The organism is Bacillus sp. 2175, assembly GCF_057812155.1.
The window spans coordinates 120,910-139,722 of the sequence record NZ_JBSZSU010000011.1 but is presented as its reverse complement, the minus strand read 5'-3'; the positions used below and the strand labels follow the sequence as shown (position 1 = coordinate 139,722).

21 protein-coding genes and 2 pseudogenes are annotated in these 18,813 nt (G+C 31.4%); 15 read left to right on the top strand and 8 right to left on the bottom strand.

The features are described from left to right. Window positions 1-454: 454 nt before the first annotated feature. From ACXKY9_RS31230 to ACXKY9_RS31215, 4 genes are all read right to left on the bottom strand, one after another. Window positions 455-1,852 carry a S8 family peptidase gene (locus ACXKY9_RS31230; RefSeq protein ID WP_016090598.1) on the bottom strand — a complete coding sequence of 466 codons (1,398 nt, stop codon included), beginning with the start codon at window positions 1,850-1,852 and terminating at the stop codon, window positions 455-457. 220 nt (window positions 1,853-2,072) lie between these two features. Further along, window positions 2,073-2,720, bottom strand: a complete 648-nt coding sequence (locus ACXKY9_RS31225) for an ABC-2 transporter permease (RefSeq protein WP_000906771.1) — start codon at window positions 2,718-2,720, stop codon at window positions 2,073-2,075. Beyond that, window positions 2,710-3,576: an ABC transporter ATP-binding protein gene (locus ACXKY9_RS31220; protein ID WP_001103609.1), complete on the bottom strand. Its 867-nt coding sequence runs from the start codon at window positions 3,574-3,576 to the stop codon at window positions 2,710-2,712. The genes ACXKY9_RS31225 and ACXKY9_RS31220 overlap by 11 nt, the downstream gene beginning before the upstream one ends. Then, window positions 3,573-3,956, bottom strand: a complete 384-nt coding sequence (locus ACXKY9_RS31215) for a GntR family transcriptional regulator (protein WP_000706800.1) — start codon at window positions 3,954-3,956, stop codon at window positions 3,573-3,575. Before ACXKY9_RS31215 ends, ACXKY9_RS31220 begins: the two co-directional genes overlap by 4 nt. A gap of 319 nt (window positions 3,957-4,275) precedes the next feature. Here ACXKY9_RS31215 and tucA (ACXKY9_RS31210) point away from each other — a divergent pair, with 319 nt between their 5' ends. The 6 genes from tucA (ACXKY9_RS31210) to ACXKY9_RS31185 all read left to right on the top strand — a co-directional run bounded on the left by tucA (ACXKY9_RS31210) (window position 4,276) and on the right by ACXKY9_RS31185 (window position 8,595). Beyond that, window positions 4,276-4,398 (top strand): subclass IId bacteriocin thuricin17, encoded by a 123-nt coding sequence (tucA, locus tag ACXKY9_RS31210; RefSeq protein WP_000449799.1) that lies wholly within the window; start codon window positions 4,276-4,278, stop codon window positions 4,396-4,398. A gap of 106 nt (window positions 4,399-4,504) precedes the next feature. Continuing rightward, window positions 4,505-4,627, top strand: a complete 123-nt coding sequence (gene tucA / locus ACXKY9_RS31205; RefSeq protein WP_000449799.1) for a subclass IId bacteriocin thuricin17 — start codon at window positions 4,505-4,507, stop codon at window positions 4,625-4,627. Between the two features lie 105 nt (window positions 4,628-4,732). Then, on the top strand, window positions 4,733-4,855 hold the full coding sequence (gene tucA, locus ACXKY9_RS31200) for a subclass IId bacteriocin thuricin17 (RefSeq protein WP_000449799.1): 123 nt from the start codon (window positions 4,733-4,735) through the stop codon (window positions 4,853-4,855). A gap of 155 nt (window positions 4,856-5,010) precedes the next feature. Next, window positions 5,011-6,399 (top strand): radical SAM/SPASM domain-containing protein, encoded by a 1,389-nt coding sequence (locus tag ACXKY9_RS31195; RefSeq protein WP_033679607.1) that lies wholly within the window; start codon window positions 5,011-5,013, stop codon window positions 6,397-6,399. A 164-nt stretch (window positions 6,400-6,563) separates the two neighbouring features. Continuing rightward, window positions 6,564-8,273, top strand: coding sequence for an ABC transporter ATP-binding protein (locus ACXKY9_RS31190; protein WP_016090599.1), 1,710 nt, complete (start codon window positions 6,564-6,566; stop codon window positions 8,271-8,273). Between the two features lie 34 nt (window positions 8,274-8,307). Continuing rightward, on the top strand, window positions 8,308-8,595 hold the full coding sequence (locus ACXKY9_RS31185; protein ID WP_016090600.1) for a hypothetical protein: 288 nt from the start codon (window positions 8,308-8,310) through the stop codon (window positions 8,593-8,595). Window positions 8,596-8,960: 365 nt separating this feature from the next. Here ACXKY9_RS31185 and gdh read toward each other — a convergent pair whose 3' ends face one another. Continuing rightward, window positions 8,961-9,746 (bottom strand): glucose 1-dehydrogenase, encoded by a 786-nt coding sequence (gdh, locus tag ACXKY9_RS31180; protein WP_016090601.1) that lies wholly within the window; start codon window positions 9,744-9,746, stop codon window positions 8,961-8,963. Between the two features lie 16 nt (window positions 9,747-9,762). Then, the gene (locus ACXKY9_RS31175) at window positions 9,763-10,620 is read right to left on the bottom strand and encodes a RhaT/GlcU family sugar-proton symporter (RefSeq protein WP_016090602.1); all 858 of its coding nucleotides are present in this window, start codon (window positions 10,618-10,620) and stop codon (window positions 9,763-9,765) included. Between the two features lie 195 nt (window positions 10,621-10,815). On the opposite strand from ACXKY9_RS31175, the gene ACXKY9_RS31170 reads away from it, so the two are divergent. From ACXKY9_RS31170 to ACXKY9_RS31130, 9 genes and pseudogenes are all read left to right on the top strand, one after another. Next, the gene (locus ACXKY9_RS31170) at window positions 10,816-10,932 is read left to right on the top strand and encodes a DNA topoisomerase I (protein WP_071686442.1); all 117 of its coding nucleotides are present in this window, start codon (window positions 10,816-10,818) and stop codon (window positions 10,930-10,932) included. Window positions 10,933-11,408: 476 nt separating this feature from the next. Beyond that, window positions 11,409-12,005 (top strand): thermonuclease family protein, encoded by a 597-nt coding sequence (locus tag ACXKY9_RS31165; protein ID WP_016090603.1) that lies wholly within the window; start codon window positions 11,409-11,411, stop codon window positions 12,003-12,005. A gap of 51 nt (window positions 12,006-12,056) precedes the next feature. After that, on the top strand, window positions 12,057-12,260 hold the full coding sequence (locus ACXKY9_RS31160; RefSeq protein ID WP_001004894.1) for a hypothetical protein: 204 nt from the start codon (window positions 12,057-12,059) through the stop codon (window positions 12,258-12,260). Window positions 12,261-12,332: 72 nt separating this feature from the next. Then, window positions 12,333-12,620: pseudogene (locus ACXKY9_RS31155) on the top strand (hypothetical protein). 42 nt (window positions 12,621-12,662) lie between these two features. Continuing rightward, window positions 12,663-13,114: pseudogene (locus ACXKY9_RS31150) on the top strand (disulfide oxidoreductase). Between the two features lie 59 nt (window positions 13,115-13,173). Next, window positions 13,174-13,467, top strand: a complete 294-nt coding sequence (locus ACXKY9_RS31145) for an ArsR/SmtB family transcription factor (protein ID WP_000210390.1) — start codon at window positions 13,174-13,176, stop codon at window positions 13,465-13,467. A 546-nt stretch (window positions 13,468-14,013) separates the two neighbouring features. Further along, window positions 14,014-14,427: a hypothetical protein gene (locus ACXKY9_RS31140; protein WP_001206759.1), complete on the top strand. Its 414-nt coding sequence runs from the start codon at window positions 14,014-14,016 to the stop codon at window positions 14,425-14,427. A 912-nt stretch (window positions 14,428-15,339) separates the two neighbouring features. Beyond that, window positions 15,340-15,738: an IS200/IS605-like element ISBth16 family transposase gene (gene tnpA / locus ACXKY9_RS31135; RefSeq protein WP_000762752.1), complete on the top strand. Its 399-nt coding sequence runs from the start codon at window positions 15,340-15,342 to the stop codon at window positions 15,736-15,738. A gap of 11 nt (window positions 15,739-15,749) precedes the next feature. Beyond that, window positions 15,750-16,862, top strand: coding sequence for an RNA-guided endonuclease TnpB family protein (locus ACXKY9_RS31130; RefSeq protein ID WP_016097410.1), 1,113 nt, complete (start codon window positions 15,750-15,752; stop codon window positions 16,860-16,862). Between the two features lie 282 nt (window positions 16,863-17,144). On the opposite strand, the gene ACXKY9_RS31125 is transcribed toward ACXKY9_RS31130, so the two are convergent. Continuing rightward, window positions 17,145-17,276, bottom strand: a complete 132-nt coding sequence (locus ACXKY9_RS31125; RefSeq protein WP_016090607.1) for a hypothetical protein — start codon at window positions 17,274-17,276, stop codon at window positions 17,145-17,147. Continuing rightward, window positions 17,273-18,367 (bottom strand): response regulator aspartate phosphatase, encoded by a 1,095-nt coding sequence (locus tag ACXKY9_RS31120; protein ID WP_016090608.1) that lies wholly within the window; start codon window positions 18,365-18,367, stop codon window positions 17,273-17,275. The genes ACXKY9_RS31125 and ACXKY9_RS31120 overlap by 4 nt, the downstream gene beginning before the upstream one ends. Between the last annotated feature and the right edge of the window lie 446 nt (window positions 18,368-18,813).

Here is an 18,813-nt window from a genome sequence, read left to right as displayed (position 1 = left end):
CCCTCCTCGATTTAACATTTAACAATCTTATTATTTACAAAAATACACTCGGTATACTCCGAGTAGTATAATGTTTATTGAAGAAAAAATTGATTACTATAAGGTGATAGAGGAACATAGGGAATAACAATCTTGCATTAACATCTCTCTCAAAAGTTTAGAGAAATATCTGCCAGAAAAACGCCTTTCTCTCTGTAGAAATATAAAGGAAGAATAGTGTTTTTTTATTTTGGATACAATAGTCTAATTATGCAAATAACCACTTGTTAAGGTTATTAGTAAAAGTGGGATCCAAGAATGACTAAATAGGGAATCTAATAGATGGATATGGAAAAATTTAATTCAATATAATAAAAAACCTTTATTTAAGGCGATTAGACTTGCTTTAAATAAAGGTTCCATCAAAAAATCACTATCAATTGTTAGTTTAAAACCAAATTGAAGTGTATATATTTTATTGGGAAATCGCTTTATAGACATCAAGCAAACCATTACCAAAAAAACTTTTATTAGTAGGGGTATCATTGCTAACTCCATTTTTATAAAGATATCTCACGGCCTTATCTGGATTTTTTTTAAAATTATTTTTATCAATAATTAATGCTAAAGCACCTGACACTTTTGGAGCGGCAAGTGAAACCCCTATAGAGAGAGCATAGCCACCACCAGGGGCGGTAGTTAATATTAGTTCTTTTAACATTAACTTATTTTTTACCCACTGTTCTAAACCATATTGCTGAAATAATCTATTATCTCCTCCAGGTGCAGCAATATCTATAAAACTTTCACCATAATTTGAAAATAAGGAGAGTAATTTAGATGGACCAACAGATGAAACTGTTACTATATTTGGCAACTCAGCAGGAACATCTAATACTTCTCCAGTAAATGTTATCCCAGTATTTTCATTTTTTTTTCTAAAAAAATCATTCATTTCCTGCTTGTTAGTAACATCAAGAGCATCATTACCAGCCGCAGCAACTATGATACTTCCCTTTGATTTAGCATATTTAATGGCTTTTCTATAAGCTTTAATTTCGGATAATTCCTCACTAGATTCACCGTCTGAAGAAGATACTATACCATTGATGAGGTATTCGCCTAAACTTAAATTGATAACATCAACATTATCTTTCGCAGCTTCAACTATGGCTTTAATAACCCAAATAGCCTCACCTGCTCCATTACCAAACACTCTATACATTTTAATTCCAATACCAGGAGCAACCCCTTTCATAAAACCATTAGCTGCAACCTGTCCAGCAGTAAAAGTTCCATGTCCTCTTAGATCTATTAGGCGATTTAATTCACCTGTTTCTTGAGATTCTTGCTCTCTAAATCCACCTTTAGGTACTAAATTTTTAGATCCAGGTGAAATGTTATCTTTTAAATCAGGATGATTTATATCAATGCCTGAATCAATGATACCAACAGTTACATTTTTAGTTCCTGGATATAGTCTATAGCTATCACCATTATGGGTTACTTGTTGCATATCCCATTGATTCTCCCATATTTCATTTAAGGGTAGGGGGGAAGAGACATTGGTTGCTACTTCTCTTGAATTAAACGATTGTAATGACTTATTATATGAATCTATATTAGGATCCGAATGAACAATATTCATTGCTTTTTCGGTAGCTTTCACTTGTATAACACCAATCTCTGGGACACTATAGACTACTTGCATATCATATTTTTGAAACTTACTAGCTAGTTTTTGGTTATTTTCATAGTTCTTCAACATTATAGTATAATATTGTGATTTATTTTCAGCATGAACTGTAGTAATAGGTATGAAAGTTCCGGAAATCAAGTTAATTAACAAAAGGAATTTAATTATTTTTTTCATAAAATCACCTCTTGATATATTATGTATAATCCTTAGTTTACTAAATCGTTAATGAAAAGAGATGTTAAGGGAATTAGTGATTTGAAAAATTTATTCACTTTGATATCGATAAAATGTATTTTAGGAATAAGTTCATTAGAGAAGAGAATTAAATAAAAGGGAATGAGTAATTAAATATATAAAGTATTTAATTACTCATTCCTATGATTTCAAATTTAAATTATAAATCTTTTTTTGCATATACTTTCAGAGATATTATCATTGATATAAAACCAATAATAATTGAGATGAAACAAGGCATCCATGTTAGGACAGTTGGTGAGAATGGAAAAATACTTTTGAAATCAATATCACTTGATTGTAGTCCCCTTATAAGAGTAGGAGCAACAAAAGGTATTAAAAAAGCAGTTAAAAGTGATATGATTTTGGTTTTGTCATAACCAAATTTAAACTGAACAGGAAGTAGTACACCAAATAAAATACTTAGAGTTAAAAAAGTTATTCCAAGAGCGCTAGCGCTCAGGCTTTCTATACCCGATGGTGCGACAACTGAAATGATTATACGGATAATAGCTGCACAAATAAAAATTACAAAAAGAAAAAGGTACTTCGCTTTTACAAATGCGCTTCGTGTGTATGGGGTAGCACAAAGTAAAGCCGCTCCCTTGTACTGATCCTCAAATTTGGATACCGTTCCGAACAAAATATATTCCATCAAAATAACGGTTAAAAGAAAGCTAACAAGACCGCCATCGTTTAATTGTAATTGTGAAGAAAGATAAATAGGAGCTATAGCAGCAAAAACGAGTAAGATTAGAAAATATTTTTTGACTAACAAAAAGTCTTTCATCACTAGGTTAATTAACATGGATGTTCCCCCCAATATATGAAAGCATAATCTCCTCAATAGTTGGTCTTTCTATTAATACATCAGGCATGAGTCGACGTACATCATCTTTTTTATTAGTAATCCCTTCAAATCCATAGTGAGTTTGATGTAAATTTAAAAAAAGAGGTCTTGTTTGTTTATTAATTAAGCGGTTGTCGCCCTTTACCAATGCATGTGTATCTATTAAAACATCTTTTTCATCATTTACTAAAACTTTTCCATCATCAATTAAAATAATCATATCAGCAATTTTATCTAAATCAGATGTAATATGAGTGGAAAAAAATACGCTTTTCCCCGGCTCTTTCATGAAATCAAGGAGAATATCCATTAATTCACTCCGTACTAATGGATCCAAGCCACTTGTTGGTTCATCCATTATTAATAGATCTGCATGATGGGATAGGGCTAATGCAACTGCAAATTTCATTCGCATTCCTTTGGATAGAGTAGAGATTTTTTGTTCTAGATTTAAGTTAAACTTTTTAATATAATTTTGGAAAACTGTTTCATCCCATTCAGTGTAGGATGGAGCAATAACATTTTTCATTTCCTTTACTGTTAATTCATCATAAAAATAGCCCTCGTCTAGCACAATACCAATTTTGTTTTTAGACTTTCTTTCATGCTTATCCATATCTTTTCCTAGAAAATTAATTTTCCCAGAATCTTTTAAAATAAGACCCAAAATCGCTTTAATTGTAGTGGTCTTTCCAGAACCATTTGTACCGATAAATCCTGTTATACAGTCTGTATTAAGTGAAAAGGTAACATCTTTTAACGAAAAATTTCCGTAAGATTTATTTAAATTATTTACTTCTAACACAACATTCATTTTTCATTCTCCTCCTCTAAAATTAAATCTAAAATTGAATGGAGATCATCTGCATGAATACCTATACTACGAGCCATTTGACAAACTTCAGTAAGTTTAACTTCTACCATCCGGCGTTTGGACTCCATTAACAACTCTAAATTTGTAGGAGCTACATAGGTCCCTTTTCCAACCTTTGTAATAATAAAGCCTTCTGTTTCTAATTCTGCATAAACTCTTTTTGTAGTAAGTACACTTACATGTAAGTCGTTAGCAAGTGAGCGGATTGATGGTAATTGTTCACCCTCTTTTAATTCATTGTTAAATATGGATTCCTTAATTTGCTCCTTTATCTGTTGATATAAAGGCAGACTTGATACATTACTTAAGACTATTTTCATTAAACAACCTCTCTATCGATAAGTGTTATGTTATGTAATGCACACCATACACACCATACACAGTTAACATTATAAATTATAAAAAGCAGTTTAACAAGATATACTGCGATTAAATAACTTTTCATAAATAAAATTTTTAGTATCAGTTAATAAAGATATTTGTTATTTTAAATAAACCAAAAAGAAAGTTTTGTAAATATATGTCACAAAATATTAAAGAAACACACACAAAATGTTTAAAATTTTTTGATTGTTTTTAGAAAACATAGGGAGTTATACTTTAGTCGCACCACACAATACAGAAAAGGGGGTAGGTCAAATGGAAACACCAGTAGTACAACCAAGGGACTGGACTTGTTGGAGTTGTTTAGTATGTGCAGCATGTTCTGTGGAATTATTAAATTTAGTTACTGCGGCAACAGGGGCTAGTACTGCAAGCTAATATCCTTTCAGAAGTTTTTTGGTTAAAAGCACTAAGAGAATGAGCACTTTTGGTCAAATTAGACTTTCTAGGAGAAAAATAAATAATCAAAAAGGAGATGTTCTAAATGGAAACACCAGTAGTACAACCAAGGGATTGGACTTGTTGGAGTTGCTTAGTATGTGCAGCATGTTCTGTGGAATTATTAAATTTAGTTACTGCGGCAACAGGGGCTAGTACTGCAAGCTAATATCCTTTTAGAAGTTTTTTGGTTAAAGGTACTAAGAGAATGAGCACTTTTGGTCAAATGAATTTTCTAGAAGAAAAATAAATAACCAAAAAGGAGATGTTCTAAATGGAAACACCAGTAGTACAACCAAGGGATTGGACTTGTTGGAGTTGCTTAGTATGTGCAGCATGTTCTGTAGAGTTATTAAATCTAGTTACTGCGGCAACCGGAGCTAGTACTGCAAGTTAAAATTTTAAAATGTGAGAGTGTTTATGGTGAAATTAAATTAGGACTTATTCTAATGACAAACAGTTATGTTAAGAATAAGTCCTATATATTTATCGAAAACGAGTATGGGATTTTTGTAATACATAAACTAAAAACAAATTTAAATTTTATAGGAGATGATTAAAGTGAATGGCTATTTATTTTGGAAAGAAAAGCTAGAAATAAGAAAATTCACATCAAATTATGAATCTATGTTGGTAGTTCATAAAAACCCAAACGAAAGCGCTCCTACGCTTAAAAACGAAAATACATTTACGATAAATAAAACCGCCACTGAAATTATTGAGTTAATTGATGGTACTAAAACATATGGACAAGTTGTATCTTTCTTGTCTTTAAAATACAGTGAAGATCCAATAAGTATTGAAAAGAAATTAAATGCATTTTTAAATAATGTATCCAAAGTTTACAATATGAACATTGGTACGCAAGAAGAACCTATAAATGTACCAGTTAATTTAATTGAAGAACAGACTATATATCCAAAAGTGGCTTCAATTGAAATCACAAACAGATGTAATGTAAGATGTCGTCATTGCTATGGAGATTTTGGAGCAGTAAAGCCAAAAGTAATGAGCTTAGATCAAATAAAATCCTTATTAGATGACTTAAATAATATAGGAGTGAAATTAATTGAACTTACGGGCGGTGATATAACAGTACATCCAAATCTAAAAGAGATATTGTTATATGCACTTAACTTGGATTTTTCTCAAATAACACTGTTGACCAATGGTATAGCTCTTTCTGAGAAAGTTATGGACATAATAATAAAAAATAAGTCGAAAACATTTGTGCAAATTGATATGCATAGCTTAGATGATAATTATTTGACTTGGTTCTTTAAAGTTCCTAATACACTTCATAAAATTAAAAATAACATAATGAAATTAGCCGAAAATGATGTTCGTTTGCGGATCGCCACAATAGTTACACATTTGAATGTGCACGAGGTAGAAGATATAGCTGAATGGGTACATAATTTAGGGATTGATAGTATTGGGGTATCTCCAGTAATACCAATGGGAAGAGCCTTAGGATGTAGTGATCTTTATTTAAATGAAGAGGATGTTAAAACATATGGTGAAGCATTGTTGAAAATAAATAAAAAATATCCTAAATTTGTTTCATTATATGAAGGTGCGCGCGCTGAGATTAGGAATTGTGGTGCAATAACATCACATATTGTGATTGCGCCTGATGGTGAAATTAAAATGTGTACTATGCATAGTTTAGATGATTTGAAAAACAGTATAGGTAATGTTTTTGAACAGAATATTAAAGATATTTATGACGAAAAATTCAAATACATTAATGCATTTTTTAACTTGCAAGCACCTCAAATGGACTCTGAGGAATGTAAAGAGTGTGAAAATAAACGTTTTTGTAGTACATGCTTCTTAAGAAGCTTTATAAAAGCACAAGAAATTGGCGATAAATGTAAATGGTTTAAAAATCATGTCCCTGAAATAATTAAGGAGCCATTAATGGTAGGGCAAAATTAGTATGATTGGATGAGATGAATATTGTTAAGTTTCTGAGGATAAACCAATATAATTCCATAGACAATGCGTCGGGATAAGGTCTCAAGATATCTATGGAATTATATAAACCTCATTATATTGATTCGTAAATTAATATAATAAATAGACAAAGGAGGAGAAAGAGGGTGAATAAGAAGATAAATAAACAAGATGAAATTCAAATTTCTTATAAAGAGTTATTATTTTTATATCCGTATTTGAAAAATACAAAAACTTTGTTAGCTCTTGGTTTAATTGGGATGGTTATAGCTTCTTTGATTATCGCACCGATACCATATATTATTGGCTACATTATTGATAAAGTTATACTATTAAACAAAAGCTACGATCAATTATTAAAAACAACTCTTATACTCTTATTAATTTATTGTATTAACTATTTAATATCGATAGGTTATGAGTATTTATTTACTCGTGTACAACAAAATGTAGTTAATGAAATTCGATTATCTATGATAAGTAATATTATAGATGCGCCTCTTTCTTATATTAATCAGAAGGAGAAAGGTTACATTCTTAGCAGAATTGCTGAATCTGGTAATGTAAGTGCATTATTTTCTCCAAATTTATTAAGGGTTTTTTCAGGTATATTCGATTTTTTCTTTGCTTTATTTATAATGTTTAATTTAAGTGTTAAACTTACAGGTATCATAGTAATTATTATCCCAATATATTTTATAATATCCAAACATTCTTCTAAAATGATATCAAAAAGTACCACAAACGTATACGAGTCATCGGCAGTATTAAACGCAGAAATGTATGAAACCTTAAATGGAATAGAGGATATAAAATTATTAAACGGTAAAAATATACAAACCAATAAGATTAAGAGTAAATTAAATAATGTAATTAAAAGTGCGCTAAAACAAAGTTTACATTTTATTTTCTTTATGCAAAATTTAATAGTAACAAATAACTTTGTTACAGTAATAGTATTACTGGTATCAGGTATTTTAATTTTACAAAACCAGCTTACTATAGGGGTGTATACTTCATTTTCAATTTATATGGCTAAACTCCTTGCGACTACCCAAGCTTTAGGCAGCTTAGATATAACTCTAAAACCCGTGTGTATTAGTATTAAGAGAATTAAGGAGTTCTTCAATTTAGATGTTGAAAATACACTAGGTACAAATATAATGAAAGAACCAATTAATTCAATAGAATTTAAAGATGTTTGTTTTAAATATAATGGAAATAGTGATTTGATATTTGATCATTTAAACGTGCAAATTGAAAAGGGTGACAAGTTATTAATTGATGGTATAAATGGATCAGGAAAATCTACCTTTATAAAATTATTAACAGGTTTATATCAACCTGAAAGTGGAAAGATATTGATAAATAATATTGACTATAACTTAATACATAAAGAAAGTGTTAGAGATAGAATAGGTATAGTTTCACAAAATATATTTTTGTTTAAAGGAACTATATTAGATAACATATTATATGGACAAACAAATAAAACGAAAGAAGATGTAGTTAAGTTAATGAAAAGGTATCATTTAACATCACATCTCAACAGATTTGAGAATGGATTAGATACTATAATTGTACAAGATGGTTCCAGTGTTTCAGGAGGTCAAGCACAATTTATAGCCTTTTTAAGGGCTATCCTCACAAAAAGGGATATAATAATATTAGATGAAGCAGCATCTAATTTACATATTGATACAAGAAATCTTATGTATGAGATACTTCAAAATTACAATCTTTGTAATATATTAATTATGATTTCACATCAGCAAGATGGCTTGTATTTTCTCAATAAAACATTAGAACTTACACATGGTAATAAAAGAATTGCTTTAAATGGTAGTATGCTTTAATCATCATGCTTTCATAGAAGGGAGCATCCTAATTATGTCAAAAATGAAACTTATTAATTTTGATACATATAGAAATTCAATAGTTTTATTTGAGAACAATGGCGAGATTATATCAGTGTCAGCTCATTTTCAATTTTTTGAAGGAAGTGAAAGCTATATTCAAGGTTTTATTGATAATGAAGAAGTTATTCACTTTAAATCTAATAATCCTGGTCCGAATATTTCTATATATCGATTTGCGCCTAAGAATATTACCAAATTAATTATATCAAGTGAAAATAGAACACATGGAATGGTCACATTGTATACTTCAGAAATATAGCTAACATCTAAATTTTTTAATAGTTAATACGATGAAGTCTTGGATTAAGATCGCTTGTATAACATTATTTGTTTTTAAATAGCAGCTATATAATCAAAAAAAAGGAATCCTTTATTATAAGGTATTCTTTTTTTTGATTATAATATTAAATTTATTATAGGGTTTCTTTACCCATCGGCATTTAACTAAAGCGAAATTGTAAACCTAAAATAAAATAACTTTATCCTTTCCTATAATTCTACAGAAAGAAAAGTGTATTTTTTGCAAAATGCATGTGATGTCACGAATAATTAAAAGGTTATTCAATAAAAAGCTTACTGCCGCATTTAAACTTATTGAAAGTAACTAATTTAGTTATATATCAATCAACCACGTCCAGCTTGGAAAGATGGATATAGCGACATACCACCATCAGCAAACAGTGTAATACCTGTTACATAGCTCGCTTGTGAAGAAGCAAGCCATGCTGCTACCGCTGCAATTTCTTTCGGTTCTCCGATATATCCCATAGGAACCATACTTTCAACATCGGCACGTTTTTCTGGATCCGCAAATTTTTCAGCATTAATCGGCGTATTCATAGCACCAGGCCCAATATTATTTACACGGATTCCTTTTGGTGCATATTCTAGTGCTAATGTTTCTGTCATTAGCTTAACGCCACCTTTACTTGCTGCATAGTGTACAAATAATGGCCATGGAATTTGCTCGTGAACGCTTGACATATTAATAACACTACCTTTAATATCATGCTCAACAAAATATTTAATTGCTTCCCGGCTCCCTAAGAAAGCCCCTGTTAAATTCGTAGCAATTACCTTATTCCAATCACTTAATGGCATTTCATGTGAAGGTACTGAATTTTCAATACCCGCATTATTAATCATGACATCCAGTGTACCAAATTCTTCCACAGCAGATTTAACGAGATTGATAACATCTGATTCAACTGTTACATCTCCTTTTACCGCAATCGCTTCTCCACCTGCTTGTTTAACTACTTGTACTACCTCATTTGCTTCTGATTCGTTTGAATAATAATTAATTACAACTTTGGCTTGTTCTTCTCCAAAACGAATTGCCATCGCTCTTCCTAATCCTGTGGATGCACCTGTAATAACAACAACTTTCCCTTTTAAATCTGTATACATAATTTTTTCCTCCTTTTTATCCTTTAGCAATTCCTAACATAATGCCAGCTGCAATAATGAAGATAATTCCAATGACAATCGCAATAAATTGTCGTTTTGTTTTCTTTTCACCTAATATAAAAATTCCACCTAAAGTTGAGATCACGATCCCCATTTGGGAAAGGGAAAAACTTGTTGCCACCCCTACACGCGGCTGGGAAATAAATAAAAACATATTTCCTGCTGCCCAAATTAAACCAGGAATAATATTGTGAATCGCATATTTATTAAATGGTTGATGCTTAAAGGTTAGTAGAATTCCACCTAACACCATACCAATGGCTTGTGGTAATAACGCTGACCATCCGTCTATACCGAATAGGCGGATAATTACCACATATACTAAGTAACCAAGAGTTGAAATTAATAACATCACAATCCCTTTTTTGAAATTTCCTTTTTGTTCATCGTTTTTCTCCTCTTTGCTTTGGAGGGATGTGAGAACGATTCCGATTATGATACAAAGAAGTGCCAGAACACCTAATACAACAGATGTTGTTGTTGACCATTCATGAAATACAATGACCCCAAATAAAGTAGTCGAAACTAATTGCATCCCTGTTGAAATAGGCATTGTTTTAGAAACCCCAATTAAATCAATACTTTTCAATTGATTGGCTTGTCCTAATGCCCAAAATAGGCCAGATATAATCCCGATAATTATCACCACGGGCGTCAAAACGGGTTTTATAAAAATATAAACACCGATAGAAAAAACTAGAGCGCCAAGGGTAGTTCCAAGTATTTGACTGTAAGGACCGCCTCCTAGTTTAACGTTGAAGAGTACAATACTTCCCCAAAATAAGGCTGGTAAAATCGCTAATAAAATATCCATTTTTCTAACCTTCCTAAAACATATTTATTAAGTTGAATGCTTGTACGAGATAGTATCTTTGTGTCGAGGGAATTATTTTAGAATAAGAGAAGTTTTTCTACCCGTAATATTTGTTTACCCAAAATAAAAGATAAATAACATCATGTTGAAAAAGAAAATAACTAGCACGAAATAAAAAAGGTTATTAGAAAGAATATGACCAATACAATTTCAAGTTTTGAAAATAGGAATAATGGAGAAAAACTTGATGCAAAATTAAGGTATGTTATACAAAAACAACGCATTATGTTTATACATGAGAAAAAGAAATAATATCGTAAAATCTTTAATTTCATATATAAATTTAATAAGAAGTATGATATGATGAAAGTAACAAAATACATCTAAAACTATCTTGCAAAAGGACACACCTACGCATACATATGCGATAGGTGTGTCCTTTTTTATTTGTTTTTAAGATTTCAAGACTGAAAAGGGGGATGTATATTGTGTACCAGTAATATAGCATCTACTAATGTTTCTTTTGAAAAATTGAAAAGTCAGGAAGAGAATGAAAAAAACATAGTGTCAATATGCCCGAATTGTAAGAAACGCTCATTTAGAGTACTTTATAATGATTATCCAAAATGGATACAGTATTGCCTATGTTGTAATTATCGAGAAGTAAATACAATAGAGAGTCCGTTTGTTTATTAGATGTAGCTATTTACGTATTTTGATTAGGAGGAAGAATTTCCGATATGAAAATATGAATTAAGGCTATTTGTATAACATCATTTGTATTTCAAATGACAGCATGTAGCAATTCGACGCAAACAAAAAATGATTCGAGACCTGCCCAAGCAGTACAAAACGGAATACAACAGCACGTAAAAGGGAAAGGTATTGTTGATATTCCAGGGAATTATAAGGGGAAATTAAAAGACTTAGAGACCGTTAAAGGGAAGGTATTACATATAAAAGACGGAGATACAATAGACGTAAACGTAAAGGGGCAGAAACAGATGGTAAGGTTACTGTTATTAGATACCCCTGAGTCTGTATCTCAAAAAATTCCACCACAAAAGATGGGAAAAGAACCATCTTCCTTTTTAAAGAAACAGCTAGAAGGGAAAAGTGTAACATTTGTTTATGATCGGGGACCAAAAGAAGACAAATACGGTAGAAAATTGGCTTATGTATTTTGCGATGGAATACACATCAACGAATTAATGGTCAAGTCGGGTTATGGGATTATAGCCTATATTTCTAGACCTAATACTACAATTCTATCTGAAATGAAAGAAGCAGAAAATGAAGCAAAAGAATCAAAGGTTGGCGTATGGAGCATTAAAGGCTTTGTAGATGAAAAGAACCAGCATTATAACCGTAAAGATGCAGCTTAACACCCTAACCCATTGCAATACAAATATTTGTGCAAAATGGAGGTTTTTTGAATGAATGAAAACAAAAGAAATATGCTCTTATCCTTTATTATTTCAATTTTATTTATTTTCGCGAGTCTATTGCCATTTAGTAATAATGAATATGTGTATGTTATCTCCAAAATTGGTGCTGCAGCAGGTGTAATAAATATTGTGATGATGAGCGTTTTCTTGTATTTTCAAAGCAAAAAAACGGGACATTTATTAAATTGGTAATTAAAGCTAAATAGTTTTCCTTACTCATATCCTTTTAAGTTTGGTAAGGAAAGCCGAAAAGGAGTGTGAAAGGTGAGTCAAGTACCTGGATTTTTAAAGTTTGTTTTAGCGAAAGAAAGACGGTATGTATATTTAGTTGTAGGAGAAAAGAAAAACAAAAAAGTACTTACACACATGGTATATAGATTTGGTTCGCTAGAAAAAGCATTAGAAACCATGTACGAAATGCGTGGTGATTTTGAAAATCTTTTCCCTCTAGAATTAAAAGAGAGGGGATACGACTGAGAAGATATCAATGATTGGATACTTTCTATTGAAACAGGGTACTCGAAACACGGAAATAAACTAGTCATATACTAGCAAATGTTTTGTATTTTAAAAAATAGGTGAGGCGAAAATAAGATGTTGATCATTCAAAAGTATCACATTGTAATTGCTTGGACGATAGCTACTAGTGCAATGTTAATTAGTTTGTTTTTTAGTGAATGGATGAAGCTGCCGCCATGTGATTTTTGCTGGTACCAAAGAATGGCCATGTATCCATTAGTATTAATATGGGGGTAGGGATATATAGAAAAGATTCGCACGTAAGCACGTATGCATTTCCATTTGCGTGTATCGGTTTAATGTTATCTGTATATCAAATTACAATTCAAGCGTTTCCTAATAGTGAGATGCAGATTTGTTCAGTAGGAGTTTCTTGCACAAAAGATTACTTAAATTTATTCGGTTTCATCTCGATACCTATGCTATCTTTTGTTGGATTTTTAGCTATCATAATACTTCTATATATTAAATCTGAGAGAGACAAAAGAATAAACAATACAGCGATTATGAACAATATGCTCGAATAAACAAAAAATACCTATAAATAGATAAAAATATAAAGAAATTAAAAAAGGAGAAATAAAAAATGACAACAATGCAAGTAAGTAATGAAATGTACAAAATTCCAGAGGCAGATATAGAACTATTAAAAATCATGGCCCATCCAGTTAGATTACAAATTGTGAAGGAGCTAGAACACCACAAAATTTGTAATGTAACACAGTTAACAGAGCTATTAGATGTTCCTCAATCTACCGTATCTCAGCATTTATCTAAAATGCGTGGAAAAATTCTTCGCTCAGAAAGAAGAGGATTAGAGATGTATTATCATATTGTGAATTCCAAGGCATGTCAGATTGTCGGAGTATTAGGTATTTAATTCTAAATCGAAATAGGATGATAGAAAGAGTGTTGTTAAATATAGCTGCAAAAGATGATGTACTGCAGAATGATAAATTCACAAGCTTAAAGTTTAGTCCTTCTAATAATGGAGGAGCTGACTGTGGTGAAAAATTGATATAGAGGTTACTAAAAAAGAGTGCAGTACATGTCTGCATTCTTTTTCTTTGTGCCATAGCTATAATAGATAAAGTATTTTGTTTTGTATGACTCTGAATAGGGGATACAGTGTTTTGCTATGCGAAAACGATATTTTCGACTTTTTAAGCAAAGGGGATAATTAGTTTATTGATGTGTATAGTATGAATTAAGGTTTAGAATATTCTGTGTCAATATTATCAATTTACTATAGTTTCCAATTATGTAAAAATAGAATTGATTATAATTTTCCGTAAATATTAGATTGAAAACTATTATAAGGGGAATGTGAGTATTTATAGCTGTTTATAAACGATGATTGGGGATACAGACAATAGGGTGATCAAGTACTGGTAGAATTTATCAAACAAAATGAGGTGACTTTAACTTGAGAGAAATTGCAAAAAAAGTAAAAATGATACGTTTACAGGAGGAGCATTCCGGGCTTAAGGCAGACGCAGAACAGTATTCTTCCAAGCGATGTAAAATAGAAAGAGAGGGTATTAATTTAGAAAAAAATAGAGTTAAAAAACGAACTCAAAAATTTCAAACGTCAGAAGAAAAATGGGACATAAAATGTAAAAAAGCAGTACAATTATTTAATCAAGGAGAGGAATATCCAACTATTGCAAAAAATCTGAGGTGCAATGTGAGTAGTTTGTATAGAGAACTTAAGAAACGGGGCACATTACAAACACCAAAGCAGGTAGCAGTATCTAAATCATTAAAATCACCCATAACATCAACACGAACAAAAAAAACAAACTTTGAGAGATATAAAGAATATTATATGTACAAATAGAAGAATTCATGGCTATAAATCTATACTTAATTCTTTAGTGTTAAAAAGCTCAGATTATAAAAGGTACAATGAAAAAATGCATGTTTAGCAGCAAATCTTCTTACAGTATTGATAGAGCATCTTTTTATTTTTTAGGATATTTTTAAATCTAACAAATATTGAAGGCTATTACCTGTTGCTTAGATCAAAAAAATATTCTTAAAACTAAATCCTTACTTATATTTGTTGAGTAGTTGGTTAAGAAGAGGTTTTTTTGCAAATGCTAAAATAAGGATACTTTGTCCAAAGCAAAAGAATCCCCATGTCATAAAGGATTCTTTTAGGAGAGTTAGAGAGATGTTGTCACTTGACTCATATTGATTTTACGATAAAAAGAAAGAATATTCAAATTTATTATATATTTCTCAATATATTTCTTTTATTTTTATATTATAATTAATTCTTTTTATTGATGTATATCTTTCTGTGGTGAATCCTTTTAATAAGGATTCCTTTTTTAGTGGCTCATATATTAATAATGAGCCACTAGAGTTTAAGATAGTTTATACAACAACTATTGAAATTGCTTGATTATAGGGGAATTGTTGATTTCTATTGCTGGGGATCAGCCCTGAAAATTTATCTACAGTAATAATGATTACAGGTATTCTAACTTCGTTGATTAGAAAATTTGTTATTACTCTTTTTAAATATTTTAATCTTTTTAAGTTTCTCTTATAGATGTAAAAGGTTTGGTGTAATTATAATGTTTTTAACGAATTTCCGGAAAGAATTCTCCTTCCTCAAGCGTGTGAAGGGCGTAGCCCAACGGTAGGTGGGAGATGAATTTCGGTTTGGCGTAGCCAAAAGGTTTTCCTTTTTATTTTGCCTCTGATATAATCAGTCTTATAAATTATAAGGGCTGGTATATAAATGAAATTAGATAGTAATAACCATTCAGTATTCTTGTTATATTATCACCTTGTGTTGGTCGTGAAATACAGAAGAAATGTGTTTGATGATGATATGTCAGACTATGCAAAAGATATGTTTGTTCGACTATCTGAAAACTATAACATCACGTTAGTTGAATGGAATCATGATGTAGACCACGTTCATATTTTGTTCAAGGCACACCCTAATACAGAAATGACAAAATTCATCAATGCTTATAAAAGTGCAAGTTCTCGACTTATTAAAAGAGACTTTCCACAAGTGAAAAAGAAACTTTGGAAAGAGATGTTTTGGTCAAGAAGTTTTTGCTTGCTAACTACTGGTGGTTCGCCAATAGACGTAGTAAAAACATATATTGAAAATCAAAGTGAAAAGTGAGGTGAAATGATATGACAAAGCAGAATAAAGCATATAAATTCCGTTTGTATCCAACAGAAGACCAAGCACATCTTATGCGTAAAACTTTCGGTTGTGTACGTTTCGTGTATAACAGAATGTTAGCTGAACGGAAAGAAGCGTATGAAAAACATAAAGATGATAAGGATCAACTAAAGAAACAAAAGCTTCCCACTCCTGCGAAATACAAAGCAGAATTTGAGTGGTTAAAAGAAGTGGATTCATTAGCCTTGGCAAATGCTCAACTAAACTTGCAAACTGCCTATAAAAATTTCTTTCGTGGTCAAAATGACTTCCCAACATTCAAAAGCAAAAAAGACAGAAAGTCTTATACAACGAATGTAGTGAACGGAAATATTATGTTGCTTAACGGTCATATCAAATTGCCAAAACTGAAAATGGTACGTATCAAACAGCATAGAGAAATACCACAAGACCATATAATTAAGTCATGTACGATTTCTATGACACCTACTGGTAAATACTATGTGTCCATTTTGACTGAATACGAAAAAGAGATCGTACAAAAAGAAGTAGAAACAGTTGTTGGATTAGACTTTGCGATGGAACAATTATACGTCAGTTCTGAGGATGAGAGAGCCAATTATCCTAAGTTCTATCGTGAAATGTTAGACCGATTAGCAAAGGCGCAACGAGTATTATCAAGACGTACAAAAGGTTCTATTCGTTGGAATAAACAACGTATCCGTGTAGCTAAGTTACATGAAAAAGTAACGAATCAACGTAAGAACTTCCTTCATCATAAGTCTAAAGAGTTAGCTACTCATTTTGATGTTGTAGCTATTGAAGATCTAAATATGAAAGGAATGTCGCAAGCACTTCATTTTGGAAAAAGTGTCGCTGACAATGGGTGGGGTATGTTCACTTCTTTTTTAGCTTATAAACTACATGAACAAGGCAAACAACTTGTGAAAATAGACAAATGGTTTCCTTCCACAAAAACATGTAGCAGTTGTGGAGATGTGAAAAATATGTCATTGTCTGAGCGAGTCTATTCTTGTATATGCGGTGTAAATCTCGATAGAGATTATAACGCAGCTATCAATATCAAAAATGAAGCAATACGCCTATTGGCGTTAGCATAGATAGCAATAAAATAACCCTTGGAACAAGGGAGTTAGCTCGGCTGTCTTAGGACGAATTCGTTAGCTACCAAAAGTAACGACTAACCGAGAAGCCCCCACTTCAAACAGTCCGTTAGGGCGTTAAGTGGCGGGTAGTTCACATATAGTAGATTTTAAAGATGTTATAAGTGGGGTTCTTATAAAAAAAAGCCCTCACAATGAAGTGAAGACCTTTATTCATTTAATATCCGTCAGTATGGCTATGAGTGTATTGTGCGATTTTATCCTCGCTAAATTAAGATCTTAACCACCATGATTTCCGTGAGCATATTGAATAACATCAATAGCTTTATGTGTTTCTGTAGGGGATTGGGCACCAAACATTAAAGTAAAAATAGTAATTACACCAACTAAACCGAGAATTGCCTTTTTCATTTTAATGCCTCCTTCTCAATAACTTTTTTTCCTGCTTGAGAACATGAATAGAAATAATGACTTGCTTTAATATGGTTATTCTCTTTATAAAATGCAGTAGCAAGATATTCTTCGTATTCCTTAATGAATTCGAAAAGTTCTTGCTCTTTAAAATATGATACGCCTTTTAACACTGTCATTTCAAGTGCTTCGGCAGGAAAACCTCCATTCATTGCATCTAATATTTTAAAATGGTGTAGATACTCTATATTTTCAATCTCTTGACAAACGGAATATCCCTTTGCTATGAGATCTTTGGCGACGGAGTGATTTCCTTCCTTCATGTGTTCCCTTGCCTCAATAAAAAGAGCCTTATAATTGTTAGGCATTTTTTGATTTACTTCTGAAAGATATCTAATGGCTAATGGCGAAAGATTTTGAGTAGCATACATTAACCCTAAATTTTGACGCACCATTAAAATAAATTGTTCTTCGTCTATTTTTTGGAACATATCCATTGCTTTCGTGAAATATTCTTCAGCGAGCTCCCATTCTCTCAAATGAGTACAAGCTAAGCCTATAAGATTATCACAGAATGCTACATTGATCTCATACCCAGCATGTTGAGCAAAGATTTCTCTTGCCTCTGATACTTTTTTATAAGATAATAGCCCTTGATATATGTCATAATGGAAAGCTCCAACTTTATAATAAAATTCCGCTTTTTCCAATTCATCAGGAATGCAGTCTAAAAGTTTTTCTGCTTTTTCATAACTCTCCTTTGCGATTTGATATTCGCCAATAGTAGAGGCATGAATCCCTTTGAAAAAGTGATAATAATAAGCTAGGAAATTATCTGTAGGCATATCAAAAGCCTCAACTTTGTCAAAACTGCTTTTTGAAACGCTTAAATTATCAATTACAAATTGGTATCTAAAATCTAGTAGTGAGTAGTAGAGTAATAAATCTTGATCCTCTTCAATATTATGCATCTTAGAATCAATTATTTCTTTTAATTGATGTGCATTACCTATACGCCTTGAGCGGATTTCAACATACCAATCGCTTAATAGCTTTGTAATTTCATTATTCCCCTTAGCTGAAACCATCATTATATATTCCCCCATCCTATAAAAGTCTACTAATGTTATATATTACCATTATAGCAAAGTATCCAGTTCGTTTAATTGTATTATATTTATTTTTCAATAAAATTCTGAAAAAAAAGTTAATTTTGATAGTCCAATTATATTTGATTCATAAATGTTCCCAATTAGATATAATACATCAAATAAATATCAAATTTATGTTAGGAGGAACGAACTTGAATGGATATTTTTATAGACAGAGTCCTATGTTAACCACTATACCTAAACCTTGGACACCTGAAATACCATGGTGGTATATTCCTAAACCAAAGCCTTGGCCACTAGCAGATCCATATGCTCATCCTTATAGTATACCGACACAACATTTTCAATCATATCAACAGTATCACCAATATCAACCATATAGGTGACTATTTTTTACTAATAGATAAAAAGGAGCGTGAAGGGGC

Excerpts from the sequence above, each read along its gene's own strand:
- ACXKY9_RS31230 (WP_016090598.1), bottom strand. The coding sequence starts at position 1,852 with ATGAAAAAAATAATTAAATTCCTTTTGTTAATTAACTTGATTTCCGGA.
- ACXKY9_RS31225 (WP_000906771.1), bottom strand. The coding sequence starts at position 2,720 with ATGTTAATTAACCTAGTGATGAAAGACTTTTTGTTAGTCAAAAAATAT.
- ACXKY9_RS31220 (WP_001103609.1), bottom strand. The coding sequence starts at position 3,576 with ATGAATGTTGTGTTAGAAGTAAATAATTTAAATAAATCTTACGGAAAT.
- ACXKY9_RS31215 (WP_000706800.1), bottom strand. The coding sequence starts at position 3,956 with ATGAAAATAGTCTTAAGTAATGTATCAAGTCTGCCTTTATATCAACAG.
- tucA (WP_000449799.1), top strand. The coding sequence starts at position 4,276 with ATGGAAACACCAGTAGTACAACCAAGGGACTGGACTTGTTGGAGTTGT.
- tucA (WP_000449799.1), top strand. The coding sequence starts at position 4,505 with ATGGAAACACCAGTAGTACAACCAAGGGATTGGACTTGTTGGAGTTGC.
- tucA (WP_000449799.1), top strand. The coding sequence starts at position 4,733 with ATGGAAACACCAGTAGTACAACCAAGGGATTGGACTTGTTGGAGTTGC.
- ACXKY9_RS31195 (WP_033679607.1), top strand. The coding sequence starts at position 5,011 with ATGATTAAAGTGAATGGCTATTTATTTTGGAAAGAAAAGCTAGAAATA.
- ACXKY9_RS31185 (WP_016090600.1), top strand. The coding sequence starts at position 8,308 with ATGTCAAAAATGAAACTTATTAATTTTGATACATATAGAAATTCAATA.
- gdh (WP_016090601.1), bottom strand. The coding sequence starts at position 9,746 with ATGTATACAGATTTAAAAGGGAAAGTTGTTGTTATTACAGGTGCATCC.
- ACXKY9_RS31175 (WP_016090602.1), bottom strand. The coding sequence starts at position 10,620 with ATGGATATTTTATTAGCGATTTTACCAGCCTTATTTTGGGGAAGTATT.
- ACXKY9_RS31170 (WP_071686442.1), top strand. The coding sequence starts at position 10,816 with ATGACCAATACAATTTCAAGTTTTGAAAATAGGAATAATGGAGAAAAA.
- ACXKY9_RS31165 (WP_016090603.1), top strand. The coding sequence starts at position 11,409 with ATGACAGCATGTAGCAATTCGACGCAAACAAAAAATGATTCGAGACCT.
- ACXKY9_RS31160 (WP_001004894.1), top strand. The coding sequence starts at position 12,057 with ATGAATGAAAACAAAAGAAATATGCTCTTATCCTTTATTATTTCAATT.
- ACXKY9_RS31145 (WP_000210390.1), top strand. The coding sequence starts at position 13,174 with ATGACAACAATGCAAGTAAGTAATGAAATGTACAAAATTCCAGAGGCA.
- tnpA (WP_000762752.1), top strand. The coding sequence starts at position 15,340 with ATGAAATTAGATAGTAATAACCATTCAGTATTCTTGTTATATTATCAC.
- ACXKY9_RS31130 (WP_016097410.1), top strand. The coding sequence starts at position 15,750 with ATGACAAAGCAGAATAAAGCATATAAATTCCGTTTGTATCCAACAGAA.
- ACXKY9_RS31125 (WP_016090607.1), bottom strand. The coding sequence starts at position 17,276 with ATGAAAAAGGCAATTCTCGGTTTAGTTGGTGTAATTACTATTTTTACT.
- ACXKY9_RS31120 (WP_016090608.1), bottom strand. The coding sequence starts at position 18,367 with ATGATGGTTTCAGCTAAGGGGAATAATGAAATTACAAAGCTATTAAGC.